The organism is Paenibacillus sp. FSL H7-0735 (genome assembly GCF_038008505.1).
GTDB classification, from domain to species: Bacteria; Bacillota; Bacilli; order Paenibacillales; family Paenibacillaceae; genus Paenibacillus_AQ; species Paenibacillus_AQ odorifer.
This window is the reverse complement of record NZ_JBBOZH010000002.1, coordinates 897,120-920,568: the sequence shown is the minus strand read 5'-3', so window position 1 is coordinate 920,568 and position 23,449 is coordinate 897,120. Positions and strand designations below refer to the sequence as shown.

Below are 23,449 nucleotides of genomic sequence, written 5' to 3'. Positions count from 1 at the left end.
CGATGATTGCTGTTCGTGTGGAGAAGGAGAAGCGCGATCAGGCACGGAGTAAGGCGAGGAAGAGATAGTTAGGGGGTGAGAGAATGGCAGGTGTACAAAATAATATAGCTGGAATACAGCAAGTTTCCAATCAATGGATCAATGATATAACCAATCAGATTACAACACAGGTCTCGGCAAATATTTCAAATTCCTTTTCAGCAACCTTAAACCGTATCAGTATGAAAATAGTCAATAAACCCGTGTACAACATCACTAATAATTACAGTGCAGCTTATACCAGAATTCAAGCTTCTATTGGAGGTGCGGTTCAGGCTCAGGAGAGACTGAATGATGCGGCTGATAGAGGGGCTGGAGGAGCTGAAAAGCAAGCAGAAACCTGGGAAAAGCTTACGGGGGCCTTTGAAAAGGCTAAGGGTATGGTGGAAAAAGTTAAGGGTGTCATGGAGAAGGTGCTTGTGCCAGCTGCTGAGCAGCAAAAGTGGGAAGATCTTTTCAAAGCAAAAACCGGAAATGCTGATGTTGGTGTAGCTATGTTTGATAAATTCAAGAAGAGAGCGCTAGAAACCGGACAGGACGTCAGCAAGTCTATGGAAAGTGTCTTGTCGTTTTATCCTAAAACACAAAATACGGACCAGCTAGATAAGCTAATGGATTATTCCACAAGGCTTAGTATGATGTCTCCAGAAGGTAAGGATATTGGCGATACTTCATCAGCTATTAATTCTGCATTTGATGGAGACTCTAGTGACTTAGCATCGATGCTTCAGGTAGATGAAGAGGAGCTTGGTGGACTCGACCTAGTAGCCAGTACGGGGAACATGGGCGCTTTTTTAAGTACTTTGGGAGATATCATGACAACGGCAGGTATGACGAGTACTTCGCTGCAAACCATGATGGATTCACCCGTAAATCAGTGGCAGACACTTCTTGGAAACTATAACAATTCCTTAGCTGGCATGGGACAAGGGGCACTTGCAGCATTTTCTCCGCTGTTAAGCATTCTTAATGATGCGTTCTCAGAAGGTACCTTTCAGCCTATTATCGATGGGATGGCCATTGGATTGGCTATTATAGCACAAGGTTTTTCACAAGTTGTACAGGGAGCCTTATTCCTTTGGAGTGTTCTTAGCAGCACGTTGCCTTATGTAGTACCCATTCTTTTGGGAATTGTTGCTGGGATTATTGCTTATAAAATTGCTATGGGTGCAGCAGCAATCGCAACAAATATGTCAGCAATTGCGACTGGGATCGCTACCGCAGCGCAAGGGATTTACAACGCTGTGTTAAATGCCAATCCTATTGCGCTTGTAATTGGACTTGTTATTGCACTTATTGTGGCTTTTTTAGGAATTGTTGCAGCTCTTCAGCCAGTAAGAGATTTTCTTGCCAATATGTTCAGGGCTCTCGGACAGATCGTTGCAGATTTTGTAGGTTATGTGATTGATCTATGGACCGGATTTATTAATGGTATCATTGATGCTGCCAATTTTTTATTAGGTGGTATTAATAAAGTAATTGGGGCTGTTGGTAAATTTATAGGTATAGAATCAGAGATTAATCTTCATCTTGAACAGGTTGACAGCAGTCAATTTAAACAGAACGTGGAGATGAGCATTGAAAATACTTTTGATACGGCTGCGAAATATACGCAAGAATTTGATGTTAACAAATTTAAAGAAAGCCTAAACGTAGGGGGGAATACGAATAACGAGACTACAATCAATCAATGGAATACTACTCATCAAGATGATTCAACGAAACCTCCGAAATCGCCTACCATTCCTGAGGTTCCAGTAGTTCCTGTGACGAAGACTCCTGCGTTAAATACGCCTTCCGCTGTAGGTTCTTTTCAAAATGCAGGAGTACCTGGTAATTTGAACACCGTCAACCGTGTGAACGAGCTCGGCTCCATCAACGACACCGTAGACATCTCCAGTGATGATCTGAAAATGCTCCGCGAGCTGGCCGAGATTCAGGCGATCCAGAATTTTGTGGAGCTTACGCCGACGGTGCAGGTGACGACCGGAAATATTAACAATGCCGGAGACATTGATACGATTATCAACAAGATCGGGCAAAAGCTGAACGAGGAGTTTGTCTCTACGGCTCAGGGGGTGTATACGTAACGTGGAAGAGTACGGGATTTTTTTGGGTTTTAATAATCAGGAGGATGCAATCCGGCTGCCAGTCAATCCAGAGACCTTGGAAATCAAGGAGAGTGGAGATGGAAAAAGCTATACCATTATCGATCTGGGTGAGATCAATACGATTGCTTATCCGAAGCTTACGGAGATCACGATTGAAAGTATTTTTCCGGCACAAAGGTATCCGTTCGTATTGGTGCAGGAGGACGGGCTGAAGAGACCTTTTGAATATGTGGAGCTTATTAAGAAATGGATGACGAGTCGTCGGCCCATTCGGTTTGTGTTCTCCGGTGTGAGGTATCCCGATGATACGAAAAAGGATAAAAAGAAGTTAAACAAACCACAGAAATGGCTAGAGGAATCTTCAATTAGTGAGGATGCATCTTTAGAAATTGATTTTGCTGTGAATATGGCTATGAGCATCGAAGGTTTCACTTGGAAGCTTAGTGCGGGTACGTCAGGGGATATTGAATATTCGTTATCTCTCAAAAAGTACGTATTCTATCAGGCGGTAGCTGTGAAGGTTGTTAAAGGTGAAGTGAAGGCGGAGCAGAAGCGGGCCAATGAAAAGGCAAAGCCTACTACCTATACCTTAAAAGCTGGAGACAGTCTATGGAGCATCGCTCAAAAAAACCTAGGAGATGGCTCGAAGTACAAAGCCATTCAGAAGCTTAATGGCATTCCGGATAGTGAGCTGAAAAAGCTGCCCATCGGTAAAGTCATCAAGCTGCCGTAGGAGGATGTTATGGAACTGCTAGTGAAGAATAAGGAAGGGAATCTATGGGATATTTCTGGCATCGTCTCAGATATTTCTTGGAAAACTGCACGGTCAGGTAAACCGTCAACGCTAGAGTTAACGCTTGTGGACAACGGAATTTATCAGCTCCCCAAGTTCGGGATCAGCAACGGTGATATTATTCAGTTCAGTAAAGATAATGTAGATGTATTTTACGGATTTGTGTTCAGCATTGATACGGGCTCGGATCAGGAGATTAAGCTGACTGCCTATGATCAGATTCGTTATTTGCTGGGCAATGGTAGTTATGTTTTGCAGGATGTTACGGCTAGTGATGTGATCAAGAAAATAACAACGGACTACGGATTAAAGACAGGTGTGCTGGAGGAGACAGAGTACCGGATTCCTTCTTTAATTGAAGATGACAAAAAGCTGTTGGACATCATTATGGGAGCCATCGGCAGTGAGCTTCAGTATAAGGGGCGGTTGATGGCTTTTTACGATGATTTTGGGAAGCTGACGCTGCGTAAACCGGATTCTATGCTGCTTAACCTGGTGCTCGGAGCGGGGCATTATCTGTACGATTATTCGCTCAAAAAAAGTATTGATGACGATACGTACAACACGATTTTTCTGTACAAGGACAACGAGGCATCGGGCAAACGCGATTTCTATCCGGTCAGTGACAAGGACAATGTGAAACGCTGGGGTATCCTGCACTTGTATCAAAAGGCTGATGACAAAGCGAATGCTGCACAAATTCAGGAGAAGGCAAACAATCTGCTGAAAATGCACAATCGTGAAAAGCTTAGTCTCTCCATACAGGCGATTGGTGATATGCGTGTAAGAGCAGGCAATTTCATTTATGTCCTATTGGATGAATTCGAGACTCAATTGTTTCTGGTGGACCAATGCAGCCATAAGATTTCTGGAGGGGAGCATACAATGTCCCTCGATATTAAGGTGGTGTAGAAATGATGTTAGATATTATTAAAAAAGCAAGTCTAGGAGCCGTGGGAAGTACAAATCCCGTGGCTTTTTCTTATGGAACGGTAACGGTGGCAGCTCCTTTGCAGATTCAGGTGGATCAGCGGTTTGTTTTATCGGGGAATGCGTTAGTGCTGCCTGAATCGGTAATGGAAAGCAAGATCTACATCGAGGGCAAAGAAGTAATACTTCGGCGAGGATTAGCGAGTGGGGACCGCGTATTAATGGTTCGAATGCAGGGCGGACAAAGCTACATTGTCCTGGATCGGCTGGTGAGTCCGATATGATCCCGGCGATTGGAAAAGCTGGACCGATAACGGCCCTGCTTGAGGGGGAGGTCAACCTTGAGCGTGGGGAAAGTCCTAGTCTTACGTACCGAATGGATTGGGAGAGAAAAAGGATTACAGGCCAAACGGATGGACTAGAAGCTGTTCAACAGGCGGTGGCTAAAATATTGCGAACCGATCGGTTTGAACATCTGATTTACAGTTCGGATTACGGAACAGAGTGGCGGTTGGTGCTTGGCAAGGATCGGCTGCTGGTTAGAGCTGAAATCAGACGTATCGTTAGTGAGGCACTACTTCAGGATGAACGAATCCTTAGCTTAGAGAATATTGTTGTTTCGTTTACCGGAGATAATCTAACTTTTGACTGCAAGGTCGTCACACGTTACGGAAATTTTCAGCTGAGAAAGGAGTGGAATGAGGATGTATGAGGATCAGACGTATGAGGCTCTTTTGGAGCGGATGCTGGACCGGATTCCATCAGGATTGGATAAACGCGAGGGCAGCATCATTTATGACGCGTTGGCTCCAGCAGCCGCTGAGTTGGCACAGATGTATATTGAGCTGGATGTGAATAATAATCTGTATTTTGCAGATACGGCTACCGGAGAGTACTTGGAGCGAAGCATCTCCTGGTCAGGCATTGTAAGGCGTGAAGCCAGCAAGGCACAGCTGAAAGGGATTTTTTATAAGGCGGATGGAGGATTGTTGGATGTTCCACTCGGCAGCCGCTTCTCACTCGAAATGCTGAATTATACGGCTGTGGAGAAGTTATCTCCTGGAGTGTATCGCTTGGAAAGTGAAACCGCTGGAGAAGAAGGAAATCGATATTTTGGCTCTTTACTGCCAGTGGATTATATTTCAGACCTAGCGCGCGGAGAAATAGCTTCTCTTCTGATCCCTGGGGAGGACATTGAAACGGATGATGCGCTACGCCAGCGTTATTTGGATTCAGCCAGACGCCCAGCTACTAGCGGAAATAAATATCACTATATGGAGTGGGCACTGCAAGTTCCGGGTGTGGGAGGCGCACGTGTTTTTCCATTATGGAAAGGTCCTAAAACTGTGAAGGTGATTATTGTGGACGCCGAAAAAAAACCTGCATCCGAGCTGTTGGCGGCTCAGGTGCAGCAATACATTGATCCGGTCTCAGGAGCGGGTGAGGGACAAGCACCGGTAGGGGCTGTGGTGACCGTGGCGCCGGCTGCGGGCAAAAACATCAGTATAAGCGCCAAGGTAACCCTTGCTTCTGGCTATGCACTGCAAGCTGTAAACCAAGGCTTTCAGGTGATGCTTGAGCAATATCGCAAGGAGAAGGCTTTTTCAGCAACCTATATCAGTCAGTCTGTCATCGGGGCATTATTGCTTGCTACTGAAGGAGTCGCGGATTACACAGAGCTGAAGTTGAACAGTGGAGCGGGCAATGTGATGTTGAACGAAGAAGAAGTACCGTTGTTCGGTAACGTTCTACTGGAGGTGTAGCATGGGTTATCCAGAGCAAATTGATATTTTTCAAGAAAAACTTAATAAAAAAGCAAACGGTAGCAGCTATGTTATCGAAGAGAGATTACCGCTTGTAAATGGCGTTTACAGTGGTCTTCTAGCGCATGACAATATTAATAATCAGACCATTGCGGTGTACACAGGGTCACAGTATTCCGGGATCGAGCTACGCAATTTCACTGTGTCTTTTCCGGATGAGGCGCCCTGGCGGCGGTTGATTAAGATTTTTGCCGATGTGCCTGAGGTATATGTGACTTACGAAACCCCCGGCGATACGGTTGAAGCAGAGGATATTAACGGTTTGCAGGTGAGTCTTACCGCTGTCCAAACTGAAATAGAGCGTTATAAGAACAAAGGCCAGATTGACGGAGGATCATTTAGAAGAGAGGTGTAAAATGGCACAGACCATACAAATAAAGCGGGGTACAAAGGCTGAGCTAACGAGTTATGGCGTGTTGAAGGCAGGTGAGCTTGGTTTTTGCAGTGATACTAAGGAAGTTTATATTGGTGACGGCACGTCCAATTCCATGGTCGGCAGGGCGCTGTCAGGGCCAGAAGCTTCGCGTCCGGTTGCAGGATCCGTTGGTCGTTTGTATTACGTGACTACGGGTTCGAATAGCGGATATTTATATTTTGATGATGGGGCAGCTTGGCGGCGGGTGAATGCGCAGAAGGTTACCGATCTGACAGGTACAATTGATGATATCGCTGATGGAACAACCTATGCGAAGGTGCTTAAAGCGGATATTAGTGCGGGACATATCAATAAAGTATCGGATGGCACAAACGTAAAGACTGCCGCTGAGATCAAGACTCACATTGATGATGTGGCCAAGCACCGGACGATCAATGATGCGGGGACTACGATTACAGACTTGTGGTCTGCGCAAAAGATTAAAAATGAAATTGAACTGGCTAAGCATAACATCGAACCGCAAGCATCGGTAAAAGACCAGAACCTGCTGGCTCCACCTGCCAGTCCGGTTGAGGGGGATCGATATATTATTCCAGCAGGGGCAACCGGGGCATGGGCGGGCAAAACGAATCAAATTGTTGAATACCAATCTGCCGCTTGGGTATTTTATGTTCCTGCCGTAGGTTGGACCGCTTACGTCGATGATGAGCAGAAAATTTACAGCTGGAACGGCAGCGCATGGGTACGTACCGGTGGTGCACTACAGACCATTACAGCCGGGAACGGGCTGATTGGTGGGGGTCAAGCCGATGCTGTGACGCTGAACATTGGTGCGGGTAATGGGATCACGGTCACTGCAGACGCGATTGCGGTTACCGCTGGAAAAGGAATCACCGTGGATGCAGCTGGTGTAGCTGTAAGTGTGGATGGAAGCAGTATCGTTTATGATGCTGCGAATGGCAATAAACTTACCGTGGCCAGTATTGATGGCGGAACATTTTAGGGGGCGGGACAATGGCTCTAAAAACATTGATTCAAATACGCCGCGGCTTGGAAAGCGCCATTGGAGCGCTGGCTATTGGTGAGCTTGGGTATTGTACAGACAGTGGCAAGCTGTACATTGGTTCTGCCGCTGGTAATGTCTTGCTGGTAGCCGCGCAAAGTACCGGGGATATGCTGAAAAGCATTTACGATACGAATAACAATGGCAAGGTGGATTTTGCGCAACAAGCGGATAGTGTAGCTTGGGCGGGGGTAGCAGGTAAACCAGTGGTATTTCCTCCGGCGGCGCATACACATGATTATTTGCCCAAAGGCCCCCTAACCTGGAATCAACTGAAGGGGGTGTAGAGGATGAGTTACGGCAGCTCTTTATACAGCGAATTGCAATATTCCGCAGATAAAGATTCGAGCCATCCGGGTGAAGTCGAGGCGCCTGATCTAATGCAGTATTTACCGGATTATTATAAGGATGTCCGCGAAATGGAGAAGCTTCAGGAGACCATCGGGCTAGAAATTGGTGGACTGAAGGTAGGTACTATAGATGTACTGGATCAGGCGTTTATTGAAACGGCTACAGTGAGCCTTGGGCGCTGGGAATCCGAACTTGGACTCAGCAGCGATCCATCCAAGTCTTATGCCACTCGTCGAGAGATGATTAAGGCAAAGCTGCGTGGAAATGGAACGACCACACCGGAAATGATTCAGCGGACGGCGTCAGCTTTTTCAGGTGGAGTGGTTGAAGTAAAGGAAGTGCCTGAAGAGTACCGTTTTGAGATTCATTTTGTGAGTACACTGGGGATTCCTCCGAATATGGCAGGGTTGATTCAAATCATCGAAGAGATTAAACCTGCGCATTTAGCTTATGAATTTGTGTTCAGCTATACCTGGTGGGACTCTGTTAAGGCTTTGACTTGGGAGAGTGCTCACAGTAAAACATGGAACGAATTAAGAACTTATAGATAGGAGAGTGACATATGCAAACCACAGGAAATTTGGGCTTAAAGAAGCCAGAGGGAACAGATATCGTTGATATTGCCGATCTGAACGGGAATATGGATATTTTGGACAATGCCGTTAATGGCAAGGTCGATAAAGTAACAGGTAAACAGCTGTCCACGAACGATTACACCGCCGCCGAGAAAACGAAGCTGGCGGGTATTGCTACGGGAGCGAATAATTATGTGCATCCTAATCACACGGGGGATGTCACTAGTACTGGTGATGGAGTTACGGCTATTGCGGCTGGGGTGATTGTAAACGCCGATGTTAATGCTTCAGCCGGAATTGATGCTTCGAAGATTGGAACGGGAGTGGTCTCAAACGCGGAGTTTGGGTACTTGGATGGGGTTTCTAGTGGGATTCAGGGGCAGTTGAATGGTAAGGCGCCGTTGGTTACTACGCCTCAGCAGACGACAGCGGATATTACGTACTACGTACGGACGGACGGGAATGATAATAATACGGGATTGGTGAATACGGCGGGTGGGGCGTTTAGGACTATACAAAAGGCGATTAACAGTATTCCTAAACATGTTCTTCATAGCGCTACTATCAATGTCGCTGCCGGTACGTACGCCGAAGATATCTCTTTTGCAGATGTGAGTGGTGGCACGGAAGTATGGCTTAACGGAGGAACAAGCTACGAGACGGCCGCAAACTTCAAGGTTAAAAGTATGACCTTTTACGGTGTTAGTAATCAAGTAGTTGTAACTGGATTCACAGCAACTTCTACAACGAGAGTCGGATTTTTTATTAATAACTCGATATTTATTCAGATGCTATATTGCCGTATATTAGCAGATGGCAAGGCAAACTCCGTTGGAGGATTCGAGGCTAGTAACCATTCTGGTTTGCGACTTTACGGCTGTGAAGCTTCTAATCGTAATGCAGGCATCGTCAGTAACCAAGGATCAACGGTAATATCCAGAAATAGTTTTGGGACCTCAAATACTATTGGACTTTCAGCATACGACGGTGGCACAATAACAAAAAAAGACGGTCAGCCCGCGGGCACAATAAATGAACAGATTGACGCAGGTATCATAACTAGGGGTGTACTTAACCCATGGGGAGATAACACGATTGATACACGCCCCTTTGCAGCAATGTATATGGATGCCGGTGGCGACGTACCTTTAACTGCCGGTGTAGATAAAAAACTTTTTTTTAACGGTGTGCACATGAGTCAGAAGGGAGTAGCTGAACCTTCACAAGGCGGTTTCTATGCGCCCGAGAGAGGGATTTATGAATTATCTGTTCGGGTTGGATTTGGGATTACGACGAGTGTTACAAGCGGTGTTGCAATTAAGATCTATATAAACGGAGTTCTAAACTGCACATTGAGCGAGGGAGCTATCACAACTGCACTTATAGGCTGTACCCTTAATGGTAATACTACTTTGGTTTTAAATCCAGGAGACCGTGTTCATATCTATGCCGTTGCCCTTCACAATTCAAATGTTTCATGGGCTTCTCAGTACACATATGCCACTCTTGCGAGAGTGGCATAACTAATGGAGGTGACTAAAATATGGATTTAATGAAGAACTTGCTATTCCTATTTCCAGATAGTCAGTTGGGAGTCGATTTCACTTTGAGAGACGACGGCCCAATAGTAAAGTATCTTAAAGAACCTTTGCTTACGAAGCATGTACAGACGCCTGGTGAGACTACGGAAGAGGTAGATTGGATAGAAGGCGTACATTATATACTTCGTCCAGCACACCTCGCAGAGTTAGAAGAGGGCGTAGATTATGAAATAGAGGAACGCGGCCCATACATCGCAGCTTGGAACCTAGACGCCCCGCAACCAACGGAAGAAGAACTGGAAGCGGCGTGGGAAGCATATCTAGAAGCAGAAGCTAACAAACCACCAGAATTAAGCGAAGTCGAGCAACTCCGTGCTGAGAATACTGCTTTGCAAGACAGGCTTCAAGATGTCGAAGTCATTATGGCTGAATTACTCAGCATATAAACCCAAAAGGAGGTGAGTTGTAATTATGACAATGGATTCAATAACAGCCGCCAAAATCCGCTTGATGGCCAATGCCTGCATCACTCGTTTTGATCGTGAGGAGGGTCCGATAGAGAATATCATTTCTTCCTATAACATGCAGCCGGATAATGAGATTTTGGTTAAGGATCAGATTATCCAGAAACGATCAGAATTTCATTTTGCTGAAAACGATTCGACTGAGCAAGCTTCATCAGCCAAATAATTAGCACGCATCCACACAGGAGCGTGTTTTTTTGTGCCCTCGGTGGTGCCGGGGGCTATTACGCATCAACATCATTACAGAAAGGAGCGGACGAATGGGCGAAGGGGATATTGCGCAATTGGAGAAGCTGCTGCCGCTGGCAGATAAGTATGGGCTGGCTTATATTGTTGCTTTCATTTTGATGATCGTGCTGATGGTGTTATTGCGTGCGATTGTCAAAGGGAACCTTGTACCGCGAGAAATGCTGGATCGGGCAGAGGAGGATCGGGATCGTCTGCAAGCGATTTTGGATAAGGAGCGCTCGGAGTTTATGCAGCCCACACTGGACGTCTTAAAGAAACTGAAGATTGACCATACGGAAGACAGGGGGAGTTAGGAATGCTGTCACAATGGATTCGGCGGCTGCTTCTCCCCCGGCATGTTGATAAAGAGATGGAGCTCCGTAGAGCCTCTACCAGCGTTACACTGACCATAAGTCATTATAAAAATGTCTCGCAGGAAATTCAGGAGGAGATTGATCGTAACCGGTTCGCCAAATATTTAGTTTATGATCGAGGGGATCATGATGCACATGATTGAATTTTTATTATTGGTGCTATATGGCACTAATACGGCTTGCGGATTATACATTATTCATCGCCACAGGCAATATTTTTACGAAAGATTCCAAAAAGGTGTGGTCAGCGTGTTTATGCTGGCTATGCTTTTTTTCTTATTGGCTTATACATTCAATATGCTTATCGTTCTACTATTCCGTTTGGCAGAATTACTAGGAGTGGACATGGCAACATGGCTGACTTGGCTTAATTGTAGCTGGGCTATTGCCCAATTCGGTACAACTGGTGGAATTATAATATTAGCGATACTGACACGTTCCGGGAAATACGACCAATTTATTTATCTGAAAAAGATAGACAGAAAAGAGGAACTTCATGCTGACAATAACTCAGGTGAAAAATAAATCAGCCCAACGTCTAACCAACCTACACCCCGTAGTCCGTTCCGCTGCTACTGCTCTAATCGAACGTTGCTACAAACTCAACATCCCCATTCTCATTACGCAGGGACTTCGCACAATTGACGAGCAGGATGCTCTATATGCCCAAGGCCGCACCAAGCCCGGAGCGATTGTCACCAATGCACGTGGCGGATATAGCTATCATAATTTTGGATTGGCTGTAGATTTTGCTCTTTTGCTGCCGAATGGATCTGGTGTGTCTTGGGATATGTGCCGGGACGGCAATAACAACCAGATCGCAGATTGGCAGGAGGTTGTGAAGGAGGCAAAAGGGCTGGGCTTCGAGTGGGGAGGCGACTGGACAAGCTTCAAGGATTACCCCCATTTTCAAATGGCGTTTGGGTTAACACTCACACAGTTACGAGCAGGGACAAAGCCCTCAACATCTGCGGTGGAGTCAGCGTATAAGGTCATCCATCGGAAGGAGGAGGAAGAATTGAAGAGTGATGTTATTGCTGTCGTAAAGGTTAACGGGGTTAAAGTTGCAGATGGAGTGCTTGAAAAAGGCATCACCTACGTCCCTGTACGTGTTATTGCAGAAGCGCTGGGTGCTCAGGTAGGTTATGATTCTGCGACTCGAACGGTTGAGATTACAAGTACCCGCTAAGGAGGGAAAAGGATGGAAACTGGAACAATTTTAGATGATGTTATGGCGTTCGCCTCTATATTAGCAGTATTCGTACTGGCACTGGTTCAGTTGGTCAAAAATAGTATCAACATCCCGCGTAATGCAGTACCGATTATCGGACTATTGATAGGTTTGTTCATCGGCGTAGTAGCGTATCCTTTTACCGAACTTGATTTAGTGCTTCGCCTTTGGGCTGGGGGTCTTGCAGGCTTATCTGCAACCGGGTTGTTTGAACTAGCTTTTAAGGATCGCCCGGGCACGACGAAAGGGTAAGCGGATAATAGGTACGAATCATAAAAAGGGCTGTTCCAAAAAGTCTGAAAAAGACCTAAGGAAGAGCCCCACTGTTTTTCTCATGATATTACATAAATAAGATTCAGAACGAAAGCGTGCTGCCGGGTTGTAAAGAATATAGTCCTGTGAAACCTTCTTCTTTTAATATAGAAGCTACATGGTCGATATGTGGTTTGGGAGCATGGACGAGCACTGTCCGGTGGCTGGGAATCGTTTGGAGCATTTTGCGAATGTCCGGCAAGCCTTGATGGACTTTATAGCGGATAAGTGAGACTGTACAGCGTACGCTGCTAGATTCTTCGATCATAGCTTGCTTAACGAGACGATGTCCAAAGCTTCCTGCCGCTAAATGTCCCGTAAAAATCACATGGTTGTCAGGAGAAACAGAGAGTTGATGAAAGTATTCTTGCGCTTTTGCCGACTGCATCATCCCGTCATTGGTGAATACGATAGCTCCCTTAAGATTCAACATTGCCTTCGCGCGTTCGTCCGAATTAGATACAACACACAAGTTTTTTCTGTTAAAAAGCGCATTTGCGCGCGGAATAGCGTCCTCTTTCAGCCATTCCACCTTGTCGCTTAATGCTCGTAAAGGAGCGACGAGTGCTTCTTCAACGATCAATTGATGATCTGGAAAACATTCATTTGCCCATACGATCAATTCCTGGCTTCTGCCATGGATAGGCACAGGAAAGAGGACTGTACCCTCTTTTTGCAAGGTGTTGTGGATGGCTATCTCTAATTGCTGTAATTTTACAAGCTGCTCATCAGGATCTGCCCCATAAGCAGCATCGATAATGGACAGATCAGCCACATTTTTAGCTTCGGCTTCCATAATTGCTGGGGTGTCTGCCGTGAGCAGCTGTGACTCCTCCGTATAATCCCCTGAGAAAAATACAGTTTTGTCCTCCCATTCTAGGCCCAACCAAACCGAACCTGCTAAATGCCCGCTACGTCCCCATTGAACTCGAAGGTTAGGCGCAAGCGTCAGCCAAGTTTGAGGGGAGACATACTCCTCTAAATACTTGAATTGAATAGCTTCTTTATCCGTTTCCTCATAAGGGAGCGGGGCGGATTGAGCTGCCACATATTTATCCCAGGCCTCGAAATAATCAGGAAGCTGTAATGAGGTGGATCTAGTAGTCCATACCTTACCTCTGTATCCGTGTTTATAAAGTAAGGGCAGCGCTATGGAATGATCCTCATGAGCATGAGACAGAAATACTGCCTGCAAATGTGGAATAATATCCGTATCAAGTAGGGGGTATTCACCGGGGCCTTCTTTTTTTACGCCACAATCGAGCAGGATGCCATTTCGTGAATCCTTGCCCTGCAAAAGATAGGAGGAACGGCCATGCTCTCCGGCCCCTCCCCAAATCGTTAGTCTGCTCATTGTTGTCTCCGCTTTCTATCTGGGCTTAAATATTCTAAGACTAATAGTAGTATGGTGGTGATACCTACTGAAATTACAGCCATGGCCATCCCCATCGCTACCGCACCTTGTTCAAACTGGGCAAAAATATAGGTCGCTGATGTCTGCATTGAAGGTGGAAGAATGAGTAAGGAGGCTACCAGTTCCCGGTTGGAAATGGTGAAGGTCATCATCCAGCCAGCCACCATCCCCGGAAGGATGAGGGGAAGCAGGATACGGCGGAACACATACAGCTTACTACCTCCGAATACTTGTCCCGCTTGCATCAGAGAGGAATCGATCTGCCCATAGCTTGCTTTTACATACTGAACAGTATAAGGAAGGAAAAGTACGACATAAGTCAGTACAACCATCCAGTAGGTATTATAGAGCGGGATAGGCATCCAGCGGGCATTCCACAGCAGAATTAGCCCTACTACAATTACAATTCCCGGGACTGTATTTGGAAGCAAGCTGAATAAATCTGTAATTTTCTGCTTGAATGTAGCCCCTTTTCCTACCGTTAAGGCAAACCAAGTCCCGAGAATAACAGCGATACTGGAAGCAACGATAGCTAATGTAAAGCTATTTAATAAGGCCTCTAGTCCTTGCGAACCCGGGGATAACAGCTCTGCATAATGTTTTAAGGTTAGATTGCTCCAGGATACACCTTCTCCCCGAAGCTTCAATAATGAGGCTGTTATGATAGAGAAATAAGGAATGCCGATGGATGCCAGAAGCAATAGAAGAACATAACCCCAGCTAAGAAACCCTACGATTCCTGTACTCTTATAACGTTTAGTACGAGTTCCTTTTCCACCGATCAGACGGTAAGAGTAGCGGCTGCTAATTATAGTCTGGATGTACCACATGACAAGACAAACTCCGAGCAGCAAGGAGGCTAGTGAAGTAGCCTTACCGAAATCAATCGGCCAACTGGAGATATATTTATGGATCTCAGAGGTCAGAACGTAAAAGCCGATCCTGCGGCCAAAGGTCGCAGGGGTACCGAATTCAGCAATTGTTTTGACGAAGATGAGCAGTGCTCCAAGCCCATAGCTAGAGAGCAGTAAAGGAATAATCACTCTTTTAAATCTGTAAAAGAAGGGGGCGCCGTGAACCGAGGCTGCTTCCTCCAGATTGCCCCCGATCTGCAAAAGCGCATTGCGCAGCAGCAGATACAGGAAGGGGAACAGGTGAAGGCTCATGATCAGCACCATACCCCCATAACTAAAGAAATACGGTGTAAGCACGGAGGAGGAGGGCAGAAACTGCTCCATATACCCGCCCGTCTGCATAAACAACATCCAACCCATAGAACCAATGTAAGGCGGCGTCATAAATGGAATTAACAGCACGACATCCAGCCAGTTGTGGCGCCCTAAGTCGGTTTTTGCCATAATCCAGGCTAGAGGTAGCGCAAACAACGTAGTTAGCAGAATAACGCTTACCCCAAGCCCGATAGAATTCAGCAGCACCTCTACTAGGTCATTGCTCCCCATAATGGTTCGTAGTGGTGCGGTTATATCGAGATGCCCCTCTGGATAAACACTGGTCCAGAAAATGAGCAGGAGTGGCAGCAGCACGAGCACGGTTAGTATAAATAAAGCCAGTCCACCGCTCACCCATTTAAATGAGCGCAAAGAGTTAGTATTCATTACGCTTATTTAAAAATTTGTGTGAAGGTCGAGGAAACTTCATCGCCGTGCTCGTTCATCCATTCCCAATTCACATCAAATGTTTTAATTTCTTCAAGATTGGTACGATTTTCTGCCTTCACGTCAGTTCTGCCTGGCAGCAAATAGGCTTTGGCAACAAGGGCTTGCGCTTCATCGGATAGAAGGTAGTCGATAAAAGCCTTAGCGTTATCTACATTCGGGCTTGTCTTAATGATCGCAGCCGGACGAGGGCTGATTACAGTTCCTTCAGCAGGGTAGACGATATCCACAGGTTCTCCGTCAGCTTTTGCTTTATAAGCCATGTAATCTACGCCAGCAGCAACGACGGATTTAGCACCGGTAATCACCGGATCAAGTGCCTCTTGATTGGCGCCTGCCATAGCTACTTCATTGCTTTTATATTGTTTAAAAAGATCCCAGCCACTGTCCCCCTTAGCACTTAAATACCCAGTCATGAAATCAAGAGCCGAGCCGGAAAGTGAAGGATCGGGGATGTTGACTGCACCCTTCCATTCCGCTTTGCTGAGGTCTTCCCAGGAGGTCGGGGGTGTGCTTACTTTTTTAGTATTGTAGACAATCCCCAGTGCGGATGCGCTATAGCTAAAATAATTGCCATCTGCTGTGTCTGACCAATCGCTAACGAGCTTATCTGCATTAACCGCCTCTTTATATGGAAGTAATAATCCGTCGTTTTTCATTCCTTGCATGGACGGAAGAGAGGCGAGGACAACAACATCAACGACCGGATTGGATTTTTCTGCTTCCATGCGGGCAAGTATTTTTCCTGTAGTGCCTTGGAACATTTCAACCTTAACGCCAGTTTTGGCTTCAAAGCCGTCTTTGATTTTATTGGCTAAACCTTCAGGTCCTGCACTGTAAACGACAAGATTGCCGCTTAGTGTCTTTTCTGTTGGTTGTGGGGCTTCAGTTTGCGTCGCCGCCGCAGTATCGGTTTGGTTGTTGCTTGCGTTAGCCGCAGGGGTGTTCGAGGAGCCGCAGCCCACTAGAGTAATGCCAAGTGCAGTTGTTAGAAGAAGTAAACTTAACCCTTTTGTCTTTTTCATTTGATTCAATGTAATTGCCTCCCTAATATTGTTGTGTGCATCTTGCTGCATGGAACAGCATCATATAGAGCCATTCCATGCAGTGGACGCTTAATTCAGATGATGGATTTGGTGCTCTGAAGCGTACAGCTGAATCTTTTCCCCTACAGGTAGGCGCCGATCATGATAAGCGGTCCAAGTCCCATTTTGCTCCATGTTCAGAATGATCTCATAGCGATCCCCCATATAACTCACATGCTGAATAGTCCCTGTAAAAGGAAGAAAGGAAGCATCCTCCTGAGACCAGCGTAAATGTTCTGGACGCAGCATCTGTTTATCCGGAACGATCCAGTTGGATTTTCCAATAAAGTGTGCCACAAAGGGATGACTCGGTTTACGATAAATGTCCTCAGGAGAACCACTCTGTAAAATAGTGCCACCTTGCATTACAACTACTTCATCTGACATAGACATCGCCTCGGTTTGATCATGCGTCACATACAGGGCTGTAATGCCCATGTTTTTCACCAAGGAGATTAACTCCAGCCTCATTTCATCTCGCAAGACCGCATCTAGCGCACTTAATGGCTCATCGAATAATACAAGCTGAGGGCGCATGACTACGGCTCGGGCAAAAGCAACCCGCTGCTGTTGTCCACCGGACAGCTGGTGTGGAAAACGCAGCTCTAACCCCTCCAGCTTGACCGATCGAAGTGCCTCCTGTACCCGAACCCGTAAATTCTTTTTTTGTTTGGAAGCTCGAAGTCCGAAGGCTACATTCTCGAACACAGTCAGATGCGGCCAGAGGGCGAAATCTTGAAAAACCATGCCAAAGTTACGGCGATGAATAGGGTGGCTAATTCTTTTGCTGCCTGAATAAATAAACTCATCATCGATCAGAATTTCTCCTGCATCCGGTGTTTCCAGCCCAGCAATCAGACGGAGTAGTGTCGTCTTTCCACAACCTGAAGGACCGAGTAATGTCGTAAAGCTTCCAGCGGGAATCTTCAGATCTGCAGCCTTTAAGGCATGCACATCTCCGAATTTCTTTTCCAATCTGTGGATTGTAATTTCCTTCATTCTATCTACCTGCCTGTTCTTAAGCTTGTTCTTAGTGTAAAGGTAAAGAATTCCCGCTATATTTGCTGAATGTAACTGTGATATTAACTTTTTTGCCGATTTATTTTAACATTCATAGAATTCTTCTATGTTACCGTTTAGGAAAAGGCGAGGGAGTGGAAGAGAATGAACCTTAATCTAATGAAGCTGGAAATTGTAGAACTGCTGAATAAACATAAAAAAATTACCACGGTAGCAGATAAACTTGGACTAAAGCAGCCCACCGTTACGTATCATTTGAAGAATTTAGAGCAGCAATTGGGGGAGAAGTTATTTGAATCCAGAATGGATAAAATGATTCTTACGGAGAGTGGTAAAGCTTTTCTTCATTATGCAATCAAAATCAATGCGCTTGCTGCGGAGGCGGAGCGGGTGGTAAAAGAGTTCAGTCAGGCAGGCCGGGGGACGCTGAAAATTGGTGCCAGTTATGTTCCAGCTACATATATTCTTCCAAAAATATTGGGGCTGTTTGGCGAACAACATCCGGGGATTACCATTTCTTTATCGGTTAAACCTTCACCGGTGATCAAAGAAATGCTTGCCAGTCATGAGATTGATCTTGGTATCTTGTCTACGGAATCTTTTTATCTGCCTGATCTGCATACTCAAGCCTTATGTGAAGATGAGCTTGTCCTTGTTTTTGCACCTACACATGATTTTGCCGGATTTTCTAATTTAAACTCGGCGATGATCGCTTCAGCGAGCTTTATTTTGCATGACAAGGAATCAAGCACACGCCATTTGACGGATAAATGGTTTGAACGAGAGGGAAAAGAATCAAAACCGCATATTTTGCTCGATTCACTGGAGGCGATTAAGCAATCGCTTATGAGTGGACAGCATGTCTCATTTATTTCACGACTTGCTGTGGAGGACGAGGTAGCCAGAGGAAGATTGCTAATGCGAGCCATTCCGGATTATAATTTTGAAAGACATATTTATTATTCGTATAACCGTGATCGTCATTATTCTCCTTTAATTGGACTGTTCATTGACCAGCTCCGCACAATCCGAATATAAGCATACATAGAGAATATACGATAGAGCCATTATATATATGAAAGAATACATAAAATATAAGGACTGTATAAATTCAGAAATTGGTGTATAATCTTAGGTACTGTGTCGCTTTACAGCACAAAAAAGTTGCAGATTTTCAAACGGTTTTATTGTATGATATGAGGAAGCTTTAATAGACGATATTTAGACAGACAAACTTAACACATTGATCCGGAAGAGAATGGGGGGAGCAGCATGACCGAACTTACGACTACCGTCAGCAAAAGCAACTCTAACAATCTGCTGCGACGGGACGTACGGTTCTTGGGGAACATTTTAGGAGAGGTCTTGGTTCACCAAGGCGGTAACGAACTGCTAGAGATCGTGGAGAAGATCCGCGAGACCAGTAAATCGCTACGCTCACTATTTTTACCTGAACTGCATAGTGAATTTAAGGAGTTAATCAATTCTTTGGATCCGGAGAACCGTCATCAGGTAATAAGAGCGTTCGCCATTTATTTTCAATTGGTGAATATTGCCGAACAGAACCACCGGATTCGCCGTAAACGTGACTATGAACGTTCAGCTGGGGAGACAGTTCAACCCGGTTCTATAGAAAGCGCTATTCAAGAGCTTCGTGAACGTGATTTCTCTCATGAGGAAGTCAACGAGATTATTGAAGGATTGTCTCTGGAACTTGTAATGACGGCACATCCAACGGAAGCCATGCGCCGTGCGATTCTCGATATTCATAAACGGATATCCGATGATGTTATGGGTCTTGATAACCCTACTCTAACTTTCCGTGAACGTGAACAGCTTCGCGAGAAGCTATTGAATGAAGTGATTACGCTTTGGCAAACGGATGAGCTACGTGACCGCAAGCCAACAGTACTCGATGAAGTGCGCAATGGAATGTACTATTTCCATGAGACTATTTTCCATGTATTGCCGGATGTGTATCAAGAGCTTGAACGCTGTCTGAGCAAATACTATCCTGGACAGAATTGGCATGTGCCAACCTACTTGCGTTTTGGATCATGGATTGGTGGAGACCGTGATGGTAACCCATCGGTAACCTCAACAGTCACTGCGCAGACTTTACGCATGCAGCGTAAGCTGGCCATTCGTGAATATCAGCGGATTATGCGTGAACTCATGAAATATCTAAGCTTTAGCACAAGTATTGTTAAAGTGACGCCTGAGCTAGTAGAATCCATCGAAGCTGATCGTGAGATCATTAACCTAGGCAAGATGGAAGAATGGCGCAATGACAACGAACCTTACCGAATTAAACTTAGCTACATGATCTCTAAGACACAAAATGTTTTGGATGATGAGAAAAAAGATACTCCTGAGCGTTATGCTACACCTGAGGAGTTCATAGATGATTTGAATGTCATTGACCGCAGTCTACGACATCACTATGCCGACTATGTGGCCGATACCTATATTAAAAAGCTAATCCGCCAAGTGGAGCTGTTCGGATTCCATACGGCAACTCTTGACGTGCGTCAACATAGCCAAGAACATGAGAATGCCATGACAGAAATTTTGGCGAAGATGAACATTTCGCCGGATTACTCTAAGTTGACGGAGATCGAGAAGATTGATCTGCTGGAGAAATTGCTGAATGATCCACGTCCGTTGACCTCTTCTTACCAGACTTACACTGAAAGTACAGAGGAGTGTCTGGCGGTTTACCGGACGATCTTCGCATCGCAGGAAGAGTACGGCAAACAATGTATCACAAGTTATCTGATCAGTATGGCGGAAGCTGCAAGCGACATTCTGGAGGTTATGGTCTTCGCCAAAGAGGTAGGACTATTCCGCAAGGATAACGACGGTACAGTTGTATGTACCCTGCAAGCTGTGCCACTTTTTGAAACGATTGATGATTTGCATGAAGCACCGCAAATTATGCACACACTGCTCAGTATGCCGATCTACCGTGATGCGGTAAGAGCAATGAATGATTTGCAGGAAATCATGCTTGGATATTCAGATAGTAATAAAGATGGCGGCGTGGTTACTGCTAACTGGGAACTGCGTGTTGCCCTAAAAGAAATTACAGCGACAGCCGATCAGTTCGGAATCAAGCTGAAGTTCTTCCATGGTCGTGGTGGAGCGCTCGGCCGTGGCGGTATGCCACTTAACCGCAGTATTCTTGCTCAGCCAGCTTCGACAATTGGCGGAGGGATTAAGATTACCGAGCAGGGAGAAGTGATCTCCTCCCGTTACTCGATGCAGGGGATTGCTTACCGCAGTCTGGAGCAAGCGACATCTGCGCTTGTAACTGCAGCAATTAGTGCGAGAGTGCCACAAGCGGATCTTTATGAAGAGAAATGGGAAGAGATTGTTGCCCGGATTTCTGAAGTCTCGCTGAACAAATATCAGGATTTGATCTTCCGTGATCCGGAGTTCCTGACTTATTTCAAAGAATCAACACCTCTGCCTGAGGTTGGAGAGCTTAATATCGGTTCCCGTCCTTCCAAGCGGAAGAACAGCGACCGTTTTGAAGATCTGCGTGCAATTCCTTGGGTATTTGCATGGACACAAAGCCGTTATTTGCTCCCAGCCTGGTACGCTGCTGGAACCGGACTGCAGAGTTTCTATGAGGGTAAGGAAGAGAATCTGAAGATAATGCAACATATGTATGAGAACTTCTCATTCTTTACTACACTGATAGATACGCTGCAAATGGCTATTTCAAAAGCGGACTTGATTATTGCTAAGGAATACGCCAGCATGGGCAAGAACGAGGAAGCACGTCAACGGATATTCGGCCAGATTGAAGATGAATTTAATCTGACCTCTGAGCTGATCCTGAAGATTACAGGCCAGCAGGATATTCTGGATAACGTTCCTGTGATTCAAGAGTCTATCAGACTCCGTAATCCATACGTTGATCCGCTTAGCTACCTGCAAGTTCAATTGCTATCCGAGCTTAGAGCGCTCCGTGAAATCGATGGAGATGATAGCGAACTGCTTCGCGAAGTATTGCTTACCATCAACGGCATTGCCGCCGGTCTTCGGAATACCGGCTGATATAGTCCTAACAACAAAAAGTCCGCCCTATTTGGGGCGGACTTTTTTTGCCTAATACAAGTTGTTGTGATCATAAACTGTATATTGCTGCTGCGGATTTTACTTGTTCCTAAATATTGGAGAGTCATACCCGATATTTCTTTTTTTACCCTACCCAAGTAACCCAGATGTAATCGGAGGTAAATAACGTGGCACTTATTACTTCGGTGATGGAGCAGCGTAGAGAATATTTGGAACTGTAGGAGCGCCAGCGTTCGCCTTTACCCTCAGATTTCGACCGCTATATGCGGTTTATAATCAGGAAATGTGAGGATAACAGCAACCGGAAGTCCAAATATTTCTCGGAGCTGCACTTAATCGCCTATACCAACTTGTCCAGTTTTTAACTCAGTTTACATAGAAGGTTACAATACAATCCTTGATTTTTACACAAACTTGAATTACGATTTAATTGCTTGTACCGTGGATATTTGCGAAGAAATACCAAGGGCGGCAAGTCTGGGGGAGTTAACAGGTGGAGAATTTGGAAGGCAGATTGACAAAGCTCGCCTTGAAGGGCGACCAAAGGGCATTTGCCGAGCTTGTGGAACTATATAAAGACAAAATATATCATTTAGCTTACAGGATGTTGAACAATCGCCATGAGGCGGAGGATATTGTTCAGGAGACCTTTTTGCGTGTGTATAGGAATTTGGATCGTTATGATGATAAACAGAAGTTCTCCACATGGATTTACCGGATTGGAACGAACCTCTGTATTGATAGATTGCGTAAACGAAAACCAACCTATTCGCTGGATGCTGAAATGAACGATCAGGAGGGCCTTGATGGCTACTCGTTGATTCCGAGCGATAATGTGACACCTGAGACCGAACTATTGCTCTCTGAGACGCAGGGGCTAATCTATGAGGCGATTGACAGTCTGCCTGTGAAATACAGGTCGGTGATGATTCTGAGGTACCTGCAGGATCTGTCACTTCAGGAGATTAGTGATGTCCTGGATATGCCCGTGACCACGATTAAGACGCGTGTACATCGAGGCCGTGAATTTTTGCGTAAAAAATTAGGCCCAAAAATGTAAAAATAGATTTTTTTTTATGAAACATCTTTTCGAGAGCGACGTATGTAAGTTAAGCAAGTCTTATGTGTCCTGACCCTTTGTCTTAGGATAATTAAATAGCACTCATGAAAGGATTGGCTCCTATGGAATGCAAACTGGCCGTCTCTATGATGCATGACTACTTGGATGACGACTTGCCCGAACAGCAGCAGAGGGAATTGAAGGAGCATCTTCTATCCTGTCCAGATTGCCGTGCAAAGTTTAAAGAATTAGAACAGACAGATATGTTGATGTTCTCCCTAATGCATCAGAATCCTGTAGCTTCAGATGATCTTGTGAGCCGGATAATGAGTTCATTGCCAAAGACTAAGAAAGAAAAAGCCTTTATTACCTGGATCAAGAGACACCCTGCACTTACAGCGGCATCTCTATTCCTTGTCGTTATGCTGATGAGCACCGTAACTTTTTGGAGTCCAGACAGACAGCTTGTAGTTAGAGGTGTTGATTTGGATCAAGTGGTCATCAAAGGGGATACTGTAATTGTACCTTCCGGCAAAATAATTACCGGAGACCTTACCATAGAGAACGGTAAAGCACAGGTATATGGAGAAGTGAACGGCAACGTGACAGTCATTGACGGATCTCTATATCAGGCTTCAACAGCTCATATTTCTGGGCAAGTCAAAAGCATAGACCAGGCAGTAAGCTGGTTCTGGTATAAAGTGACGAACATGTTCTCTGAAGTTGCCTACCGTTAATGCGGGCAGTGGTTACCTTGAGCAGGAATATTAATTAGCGCCTCTTTTTCCGGAAAGATGGCGCTTTTTTGTTTCCTTAAATTGGGTGGTTTCGGAAAGG

General features: G+C 45.5%; 26 protein-coding genes. 22 read left to right on the top strand and 4 right to left on the bottom strand.

All coding sequences use genetic code 11. From position 1 onward, the window contains the following. Window positions 1-83: 83 nt before the first annotated feature. The 18 genes from NSS82_RS31665 to NSS82_RS31580 all read left to right on the top strand — a co-directional run bounded on the left by NSS82_RS31665 (window position 84) and on the right by NSS82_RS31580 (window position 12,211). A complete protein-coding gene (locus NSS82_RS31665; RefSeq protein ID WP_076273163.1) occupies window positions 84-2,129 on the top strand; it encodes a hypothetical protein in 2,046 nt (681 codons plus the stop codon). A 1-nt stretch (window position 2,130) separates the two neighbouring features. Beyond that, window positions 2,131-2,883: a LysM peptidoglycan-binding domain-containing protein gene (locus tag NSS82_RS31660; RefSeq protein WP_076147399.1), complete on the top strand. Its 753-nt coding sequence runs from the start codon at window positions 2,131-2,133 to the stop codon at window positions 2,881-2,883. 9 nt (window positions 2,884-2,892) lie between these two features. Next, entirely contained in the window at window positions 2,893-3,855 is a 963-nt protein-coding gene (locus NSS82_RS31655; RefSeq protein ID WP_076273164.1) for an XkdQ/YqbQ family protein, read from the top strand. Between the two features lie 5 nt (window positions 3,856-3,860). Then, window positions 3,861-4,157: a DUF2577 domain-containing protein gene (locus tag NSS82_RS31650; protein ID WP_076147429.1), complete on the top strand. Its 297-nt coding sequence runs from the start codon at window positions 3,861-3,863 to the stop codon at window positions 4,155-4,157. Then, a complete protein-coding gene (locus NSS82_RS31645) occupies window positions 4,154-4,585 on the top strand; it encodes a DUF2634 domain-containing protein (RefSeq protein ID WP_076147401.1) in 432 nt (143 codons plus the stop codon). Before NSS82_RS31650 ends, NSS82_RS31645 begins: the two co-directional genes overlap by 4 nt. Then, window positions 4,578-5,636 carry a baseplate J/gp47 family protein gene (locus NSS82_RS31640; RefSeq protein ID WP_076273165.1) on the top strand — a complete coding sequence of 353 codons (1,059 nt, stop codon included), beginning with the start codon at window positions 4,578-4,580 and terminating at the stop codon, window positions 5,634-5,636. Before NSS82_RS31645 ends, NSS82_RS31640 begins: the two co-directional genes overlap by 8 nt. A gap of 1 nt (window position 5,637) precedes the next feature. Continuing rightward, window positions 5,638-6,051, top strand: coding sequence for a hypothetical protein (locus NSS82_RS31635; RefSeq protein WP_036681259.1), 414 nt, complete (start codon window positions 5,638-5,640; stop codon window positions 6,049-6,051). Between the two features lies 1 nt (window position 6,052). After that, window positions 6,053-7,075, top strand: a complete 1,023-nt coding sequence (locus NSS82_RS31630) for a DUF2793 domain-containing protein (protein WP_076273166.1) — start codon at window positions 6,053-6,055, stop codon at window positions 7,073-7,075. A gap of 11 nt (window positions 7,076-7,086) precedes the next feature. After that, window positions 7,087-7,422 carry a hyaluronate lyase N-terminal domain-containing protein gene (locus tag NSS82_RS31625; RefSeq protein WP_076099872.1) on the top strand — a complete coding sequence of 112 codons (336 nt, stop codon included), beginning with the start codon at window positions 7,087-7,089 and terminating at the stop codon, window positions 7,420-7,422. A gap of 3 nt (window positions 7,423-7,425) precedes the next feature. Next, window positions 7,426-8,037 (top strand): putative phage tail protein, encoded by a 612-nt coding sequence (locus NSS82_RS31620; RefSeq protein WP_036681263.1) that lies wholly within the window; start codon window positions 7,426-7,428, stop codon window positions 8,035-8,037. A gap of 11 nt (window positions 8,038-8,048) precedes the next feature. Continuing rightward, the gene (locus NSS82_RS31615; RefSeq protein ID WP_076273167.1) at window positions 8,049-9,584 is read left to right on the top strand and encodes a hypothetical protein; all 1,536 of its coding nucleotides are present in this window, start codon (window positions 8,049-8,051) and stop codon (window positions 9,582-9,584) included. A 29-nt stretch (window positions 9,585-9,613) separates the two neighbouring features. Next, entirely contained in the window at window positions 9,614-10,048 is a 435-nt protein-coding gene (locus NSS82_RS31610) for an XkdW family protein (protein WP_178944249.1), read from the top strand. Between the two features lie 25 nt (window positions 10,049-10,073). After that, window positions 10,074-10,292, top strand: coding sequence for a hypothetical protein (locus tag NSS82_RS31605; RefSeq protein WP_036681268.1), 219 nt, complete (start codon window positions 10,074-10,076; stop codon window positions 10,290-10,292). 94 nt (window positions 10,293-10,386) lie between these two features. Continuing rightward, entirely contained in the window at window positions 10,387-10,668 is a 282-nt protein-coding gene (locus tag NSS82_RS31600) for a hypothetical protein (RefSeq protein ID WP_036681272.1), read from the top strand. A 2-nt stretch (window positions 10,669-10,670) separates the two neighbouring features. After that, on the top strand, window positions 10,671-10,871 hold the full coding sequence (locus tag NSS82_RS31595; protein ID WP_036681274.1) for a hypothetical protein: 201 nt from the start codon (window positions 10,671-10,673) through the stop codon (window positions 10,869-10,871). Further along, on the top strand, window positions 10,864-11,253 hold the full coding sequence (locus NSS82_RS31590; RefSeq protein ID WP_036681275.1) for a hypothetical protein: 390 nt from the start codon (window positions 10,864-10,866) through the stop codon (window positions 11,251-11,253). The genes NSS82_RS31595 and NSS82_RS31590 overlap by 8 nt, the downstream gene beginning before the upstream one ends. Further along, entirely contained in the window at window positions 11,225-11,917 is a 693-nt protein-coding gene (locus tag NSS82_RS31585; protein ID WP_036681277.1) for a M15 family metallopeptidase, read from the top strand. Before NSS82_RS31590 ends, NSS82_RS31585 begins: the two co-directional genes overlap by 29 nt. 12 nt (window positions 11,918-11,929) lie before the next feature. Beyond that, window positions 11,930-12,211: a holin gene (locus NSS82_RS31580; protein WP_076099882.1), complete on the top strand. Its 282-nt coding sequence runs from the start codon at window positions 11,930-11,932 to the stop codon at window positions 12,209-12,211. A gap of 103 nt (window positions 12,212-12,314) precedes the next feature. On the opposite strand, the gene NSS82_RS31575 is transcribed toward NSS82_RS31580, so the two are convergent. The 4 genes from NSS82_RS31575 to NSS82_RS31560 all read right to left on the bottom strand — a co-directional run bounded on the left by NSS82_RS31575 (window position 12,315) and on the right by NSS82_RS31560 (window position 17,445). Continuing rightward, window positions 12,315-13,625, bottom strand: coding sequence for an MBL fold metallo-hydrolase (locus NSS82_RS31575; RefSeq protein ID WP_076105558.1), 1,311 nt, complete (start codon window positions 13,623-13,625; stop codon window positions 12,315-12,317). Further along, window positions 13,622-15,301, bottom strand: a complete 1,680-nt coding sequence (locus NSS82_RS31570) for an ABC transporter permease (protein ID WP_076273169.1) — start codon at window positions 15,299-15,301, stop codon at window positions 13,622-13,624. The genes NSS82_RS31575 and NSS82_RS31570 overlap by 4 nt, the downstream gene beginning before the upstream one ends. 5 nt (window positions 15,302-15,306) lie before the next feature. Then, on the bottom strand, window positions 15,307-16,386 hold the full coding sequence (locus tag NSS82_RS31565; RefSeq protein WP_076273183.1) for an ABC transporter substrate-binding protein: 1,080 nt from the start codon (window positions 16,384-16,386) through the stop codon (window positions 15,307-15,309). A 90-nt stretch (window positions 16,387-16,476) separates the two neighbouring features. Continuing rightward, window positions 16,477-17,445: an ABC transporter ATP-binding protein gene (locus tag NSS82_RS31560; RefSeq protein WP_076273170.1), complete on the bottom strand. Its 969-nt coding sequence runs from the start codon at window positions 17,443-17,445 to the stop codon at window positions 16,477-16,479. A gap of 165 nt (window positions 17,446-17,610) precedes the next feature. Between NSS82_RS31560 and NSS82_RS31555 the strand changes: the two genes are divergently transcribed. The 4 genes from NSS82_RS31555 (at window position 17,611) to NSS82_RS31540 (ending at window position 23,349) form a co-directional block, all read left to right on the top strand. After that, a complete protein-coding gene (locus tag NSS82_RS31555) occupies window positions 17,611-18,504 on the top strand; it encodes a LysR family transcriptional regulator (RefSeq protein ID WP_036681285.1) in 894 nt (297 codons plus the stop codon). Window positions 18,505-18,738: 234 nt separating this feature from the next. Then, window positions 18,739-21,531 carry a phosphoenolpyruvate carboxylase gene (ppc, locus tag NSS82_RS31550; protein WP_076273171.1) on the top strand — a complete coding sequence of 931 codons (2,793 nt, stop codon included), beginning with the start codon at window positions 18,739-18,741 and terminating at the stop codon, window positions 21,529-21,531. A gap of 514 nt (window positions 21,532-22,045) precedes the next feature. Beyond that, window positions 22,046-22,612 carry an RNA polymerase sigma factor SigW gene (gene sigW, locus NSS82_RS31545; protein WP_036681288.1) on the top strand — a complete coding sequence of 189 codons (567 nt, stop codon included), beginning with the start codon at window positions 22,046-22,048 and terminating at the stop codon, window positions 22,610-22,612. A gap of 122 nt (window positions 22,613-22,734) precedes the next feature. Beyond that, on the top strand, window positions 22,735-23,349 hold the full coding sequence (locus NSS82_RS31540; protein ID WP_036681404.1) for a zf-HC2 domain-containing protein: 615 nt from the start codon (window positions 22,735-22,737) through the stop codon (window positions 23,347-23,349). The last annotated feature ends 100 nt before the right edge of the window (window positions 23,350-23,449 follow it).

Excerpts from the sequence above, each read along its gene's own strand:
- NSS82_RS31580 (WP_076099882.1), top strand. The coding sequence starts at position 11,930 with ATGGAAACTGGAACAATTTTAGATGATGTTATGGCGTTCGCCTCTATA.
- NSS82_RS31645 (WP_076147401.1), top strand. The coding sequence starts at position 4,154 with ATGATCCCGGCGATTGGAAAAGCTGGACCGATAACGGCCCTGCTTGAG.
- NSS82_RS31635 (WP_036681259.1), top strand. The coding sequence starts at position 5,638 with ATGGGTTATCCAGAGCAAATTGATATTTTTCAAGAAAAACTTAATAAA.
- NSS82_RS31605 (WP_036681268.1), top strand. The coding sequence starts at position 10,074 with ATGACAATGGATTCAATAACAGCCGCCAAAATCCGCTTGATGGCCAAT.
- ppc (WP_076273171.1), top strand. The coding sequence starts at position 18,739 with ATGACCGAACTTACGACTACCGTCAGCAAAAGCAACTCTAACAATCTG.
- NSS82_RS31615 (WP_076273167.1), top strand. The coding sequence starts at position 8,049 with ATGCAAACCACAGGAAATTTGGGCTTAAAGAAGCCAGAGGGAACAGAT.
- NSS82_RS31575 (WP_076105558.1), bottom strand. The coding sequence starts at position 13,625 with ATGAGCAGACTAACGATTTGGGGAGGGGCCGGAGAGCATGGCCGTTCC.
- NSS82_RS31560 (WP_076273170.1), bottom strand. The coding sequence starts at position 17,445 with ATGAAGGAAATTACAATCCACAGATTGGAAAAGAAATTCGGAGATGTG.
- NSS82_RS31590 (WP_036681275.1), top strand. The coding sequence starts at position 10,864 with ATGATTGAATTTTTATTATTGGTGCTATATGGCACTAATACGGCTTGC.
- NSS82_RS31555 (WP_036681285.1), top strand. The coding sequence starts at position 17,611 with ATGAACCTTAATCTAATGAAGCTGGAAATTGTAGAACTGCTGAATAAA.
- NSS82_RS31620 (WP_036681263.1), top strand. The coding sequence starts at position 7,426 with ATGAGTTACGGCAGCTCTTTATACAGCGAATTGCAATATTCCGCAGAT.
- NSS82_RS31640 (WP_076273165.1), top strand. The coding sequence starts at position 4,578 with ATGTATGAGGATCAGACGTATGAGGCTCTTTTGGAGCGGATGCTGGAC.
- NSS82_RS31665 (WP_076273163.1), top strand. The coding sequence starts at position 84 with ATGGCAGGTGTACAAAATAATATAGCTGGAATACAGCAAGTTTCCAAT.
- NSS82_RS31630 (WP_076273166.1), top strand. The coding sequence starts at position 6,053 with ATGGCACAGACCATACAAATAAAGCGGGGTACAAAGGCTGAGCTAACG.
- NSS82_RS31655 (WP_076273164.1), top strand. The coding sequence starts at position 2,893 with ATGGAACTGCTAGTGAAGAATAAGGAAGGGAATCTATGGGATATTTCT.
- NSS82_RS31650 (WP_076147429.1), top strand. The coding sequence starts at position 3,861 with ATGTTAGATATTATTAAAAAAGCAAGTCTAGGAGCCGTGGGAAGTACA.
- NSS82_RS31585 (WP_036681277.1), top strand. The coding sequence starts at position 11,225 with ATGCTGACAATAACTCAGGTGAAAAATAAATCAGCCCAACGTCTAACC.
- NSS82_RS31595 (WP_036681274.1), top strand. The coding sequence starts at position 10,671 with ATGCTGTCACAATGGATTCGGCGGCTGCTTCTCCCCCGGCATGTTGAT.
- NSS82_RS31625 (WP_076099872.1), top strand. The coding sequence starts at position 7,087 with ATGGCTCTAAAAACATTGATTCAAATACGCCGCGGCTTGGAAAGCGCC.
- NSS82_RS31565 (WP_076273183.1), bottom strand. The coding sequence starts at position 16,386 with ATGAAAAAGACAAAAGGGTTAAGTTTACTTCTTCTAACAACTGCACTT.
- NSS82_RS31600 (WP_036681272.1), top strand. The coding sequence starts at position 10,387 with ATGGGCGAAGGGGATATTGCGCAATTGGAGAAGCTGCTGCCGCTGGCA.
- NSS82_RS31610 (WP_178944249.1), top strand. The coding sequence starts at position 9,614 with ATGAAGAACTTGCTATTCCTATTTCCAGATAGTCAGTTGGGAGTCGAT.
- NSS82_RS31570 (WP_076273169.1), bottom strand. The coding sequence starts at position 15,301 with ATGAATACTAACTCTTTGCGCTCATTTAAATGGGTGAGCGGTGGACTG.
- NSS82_RS31540 (WP_036681404.1), top strand. The coding sequence starts at position 22,735 with ATGGAATGCAAACTGGCCGTCTCTATGATGCATGACTACTTGGATGAC.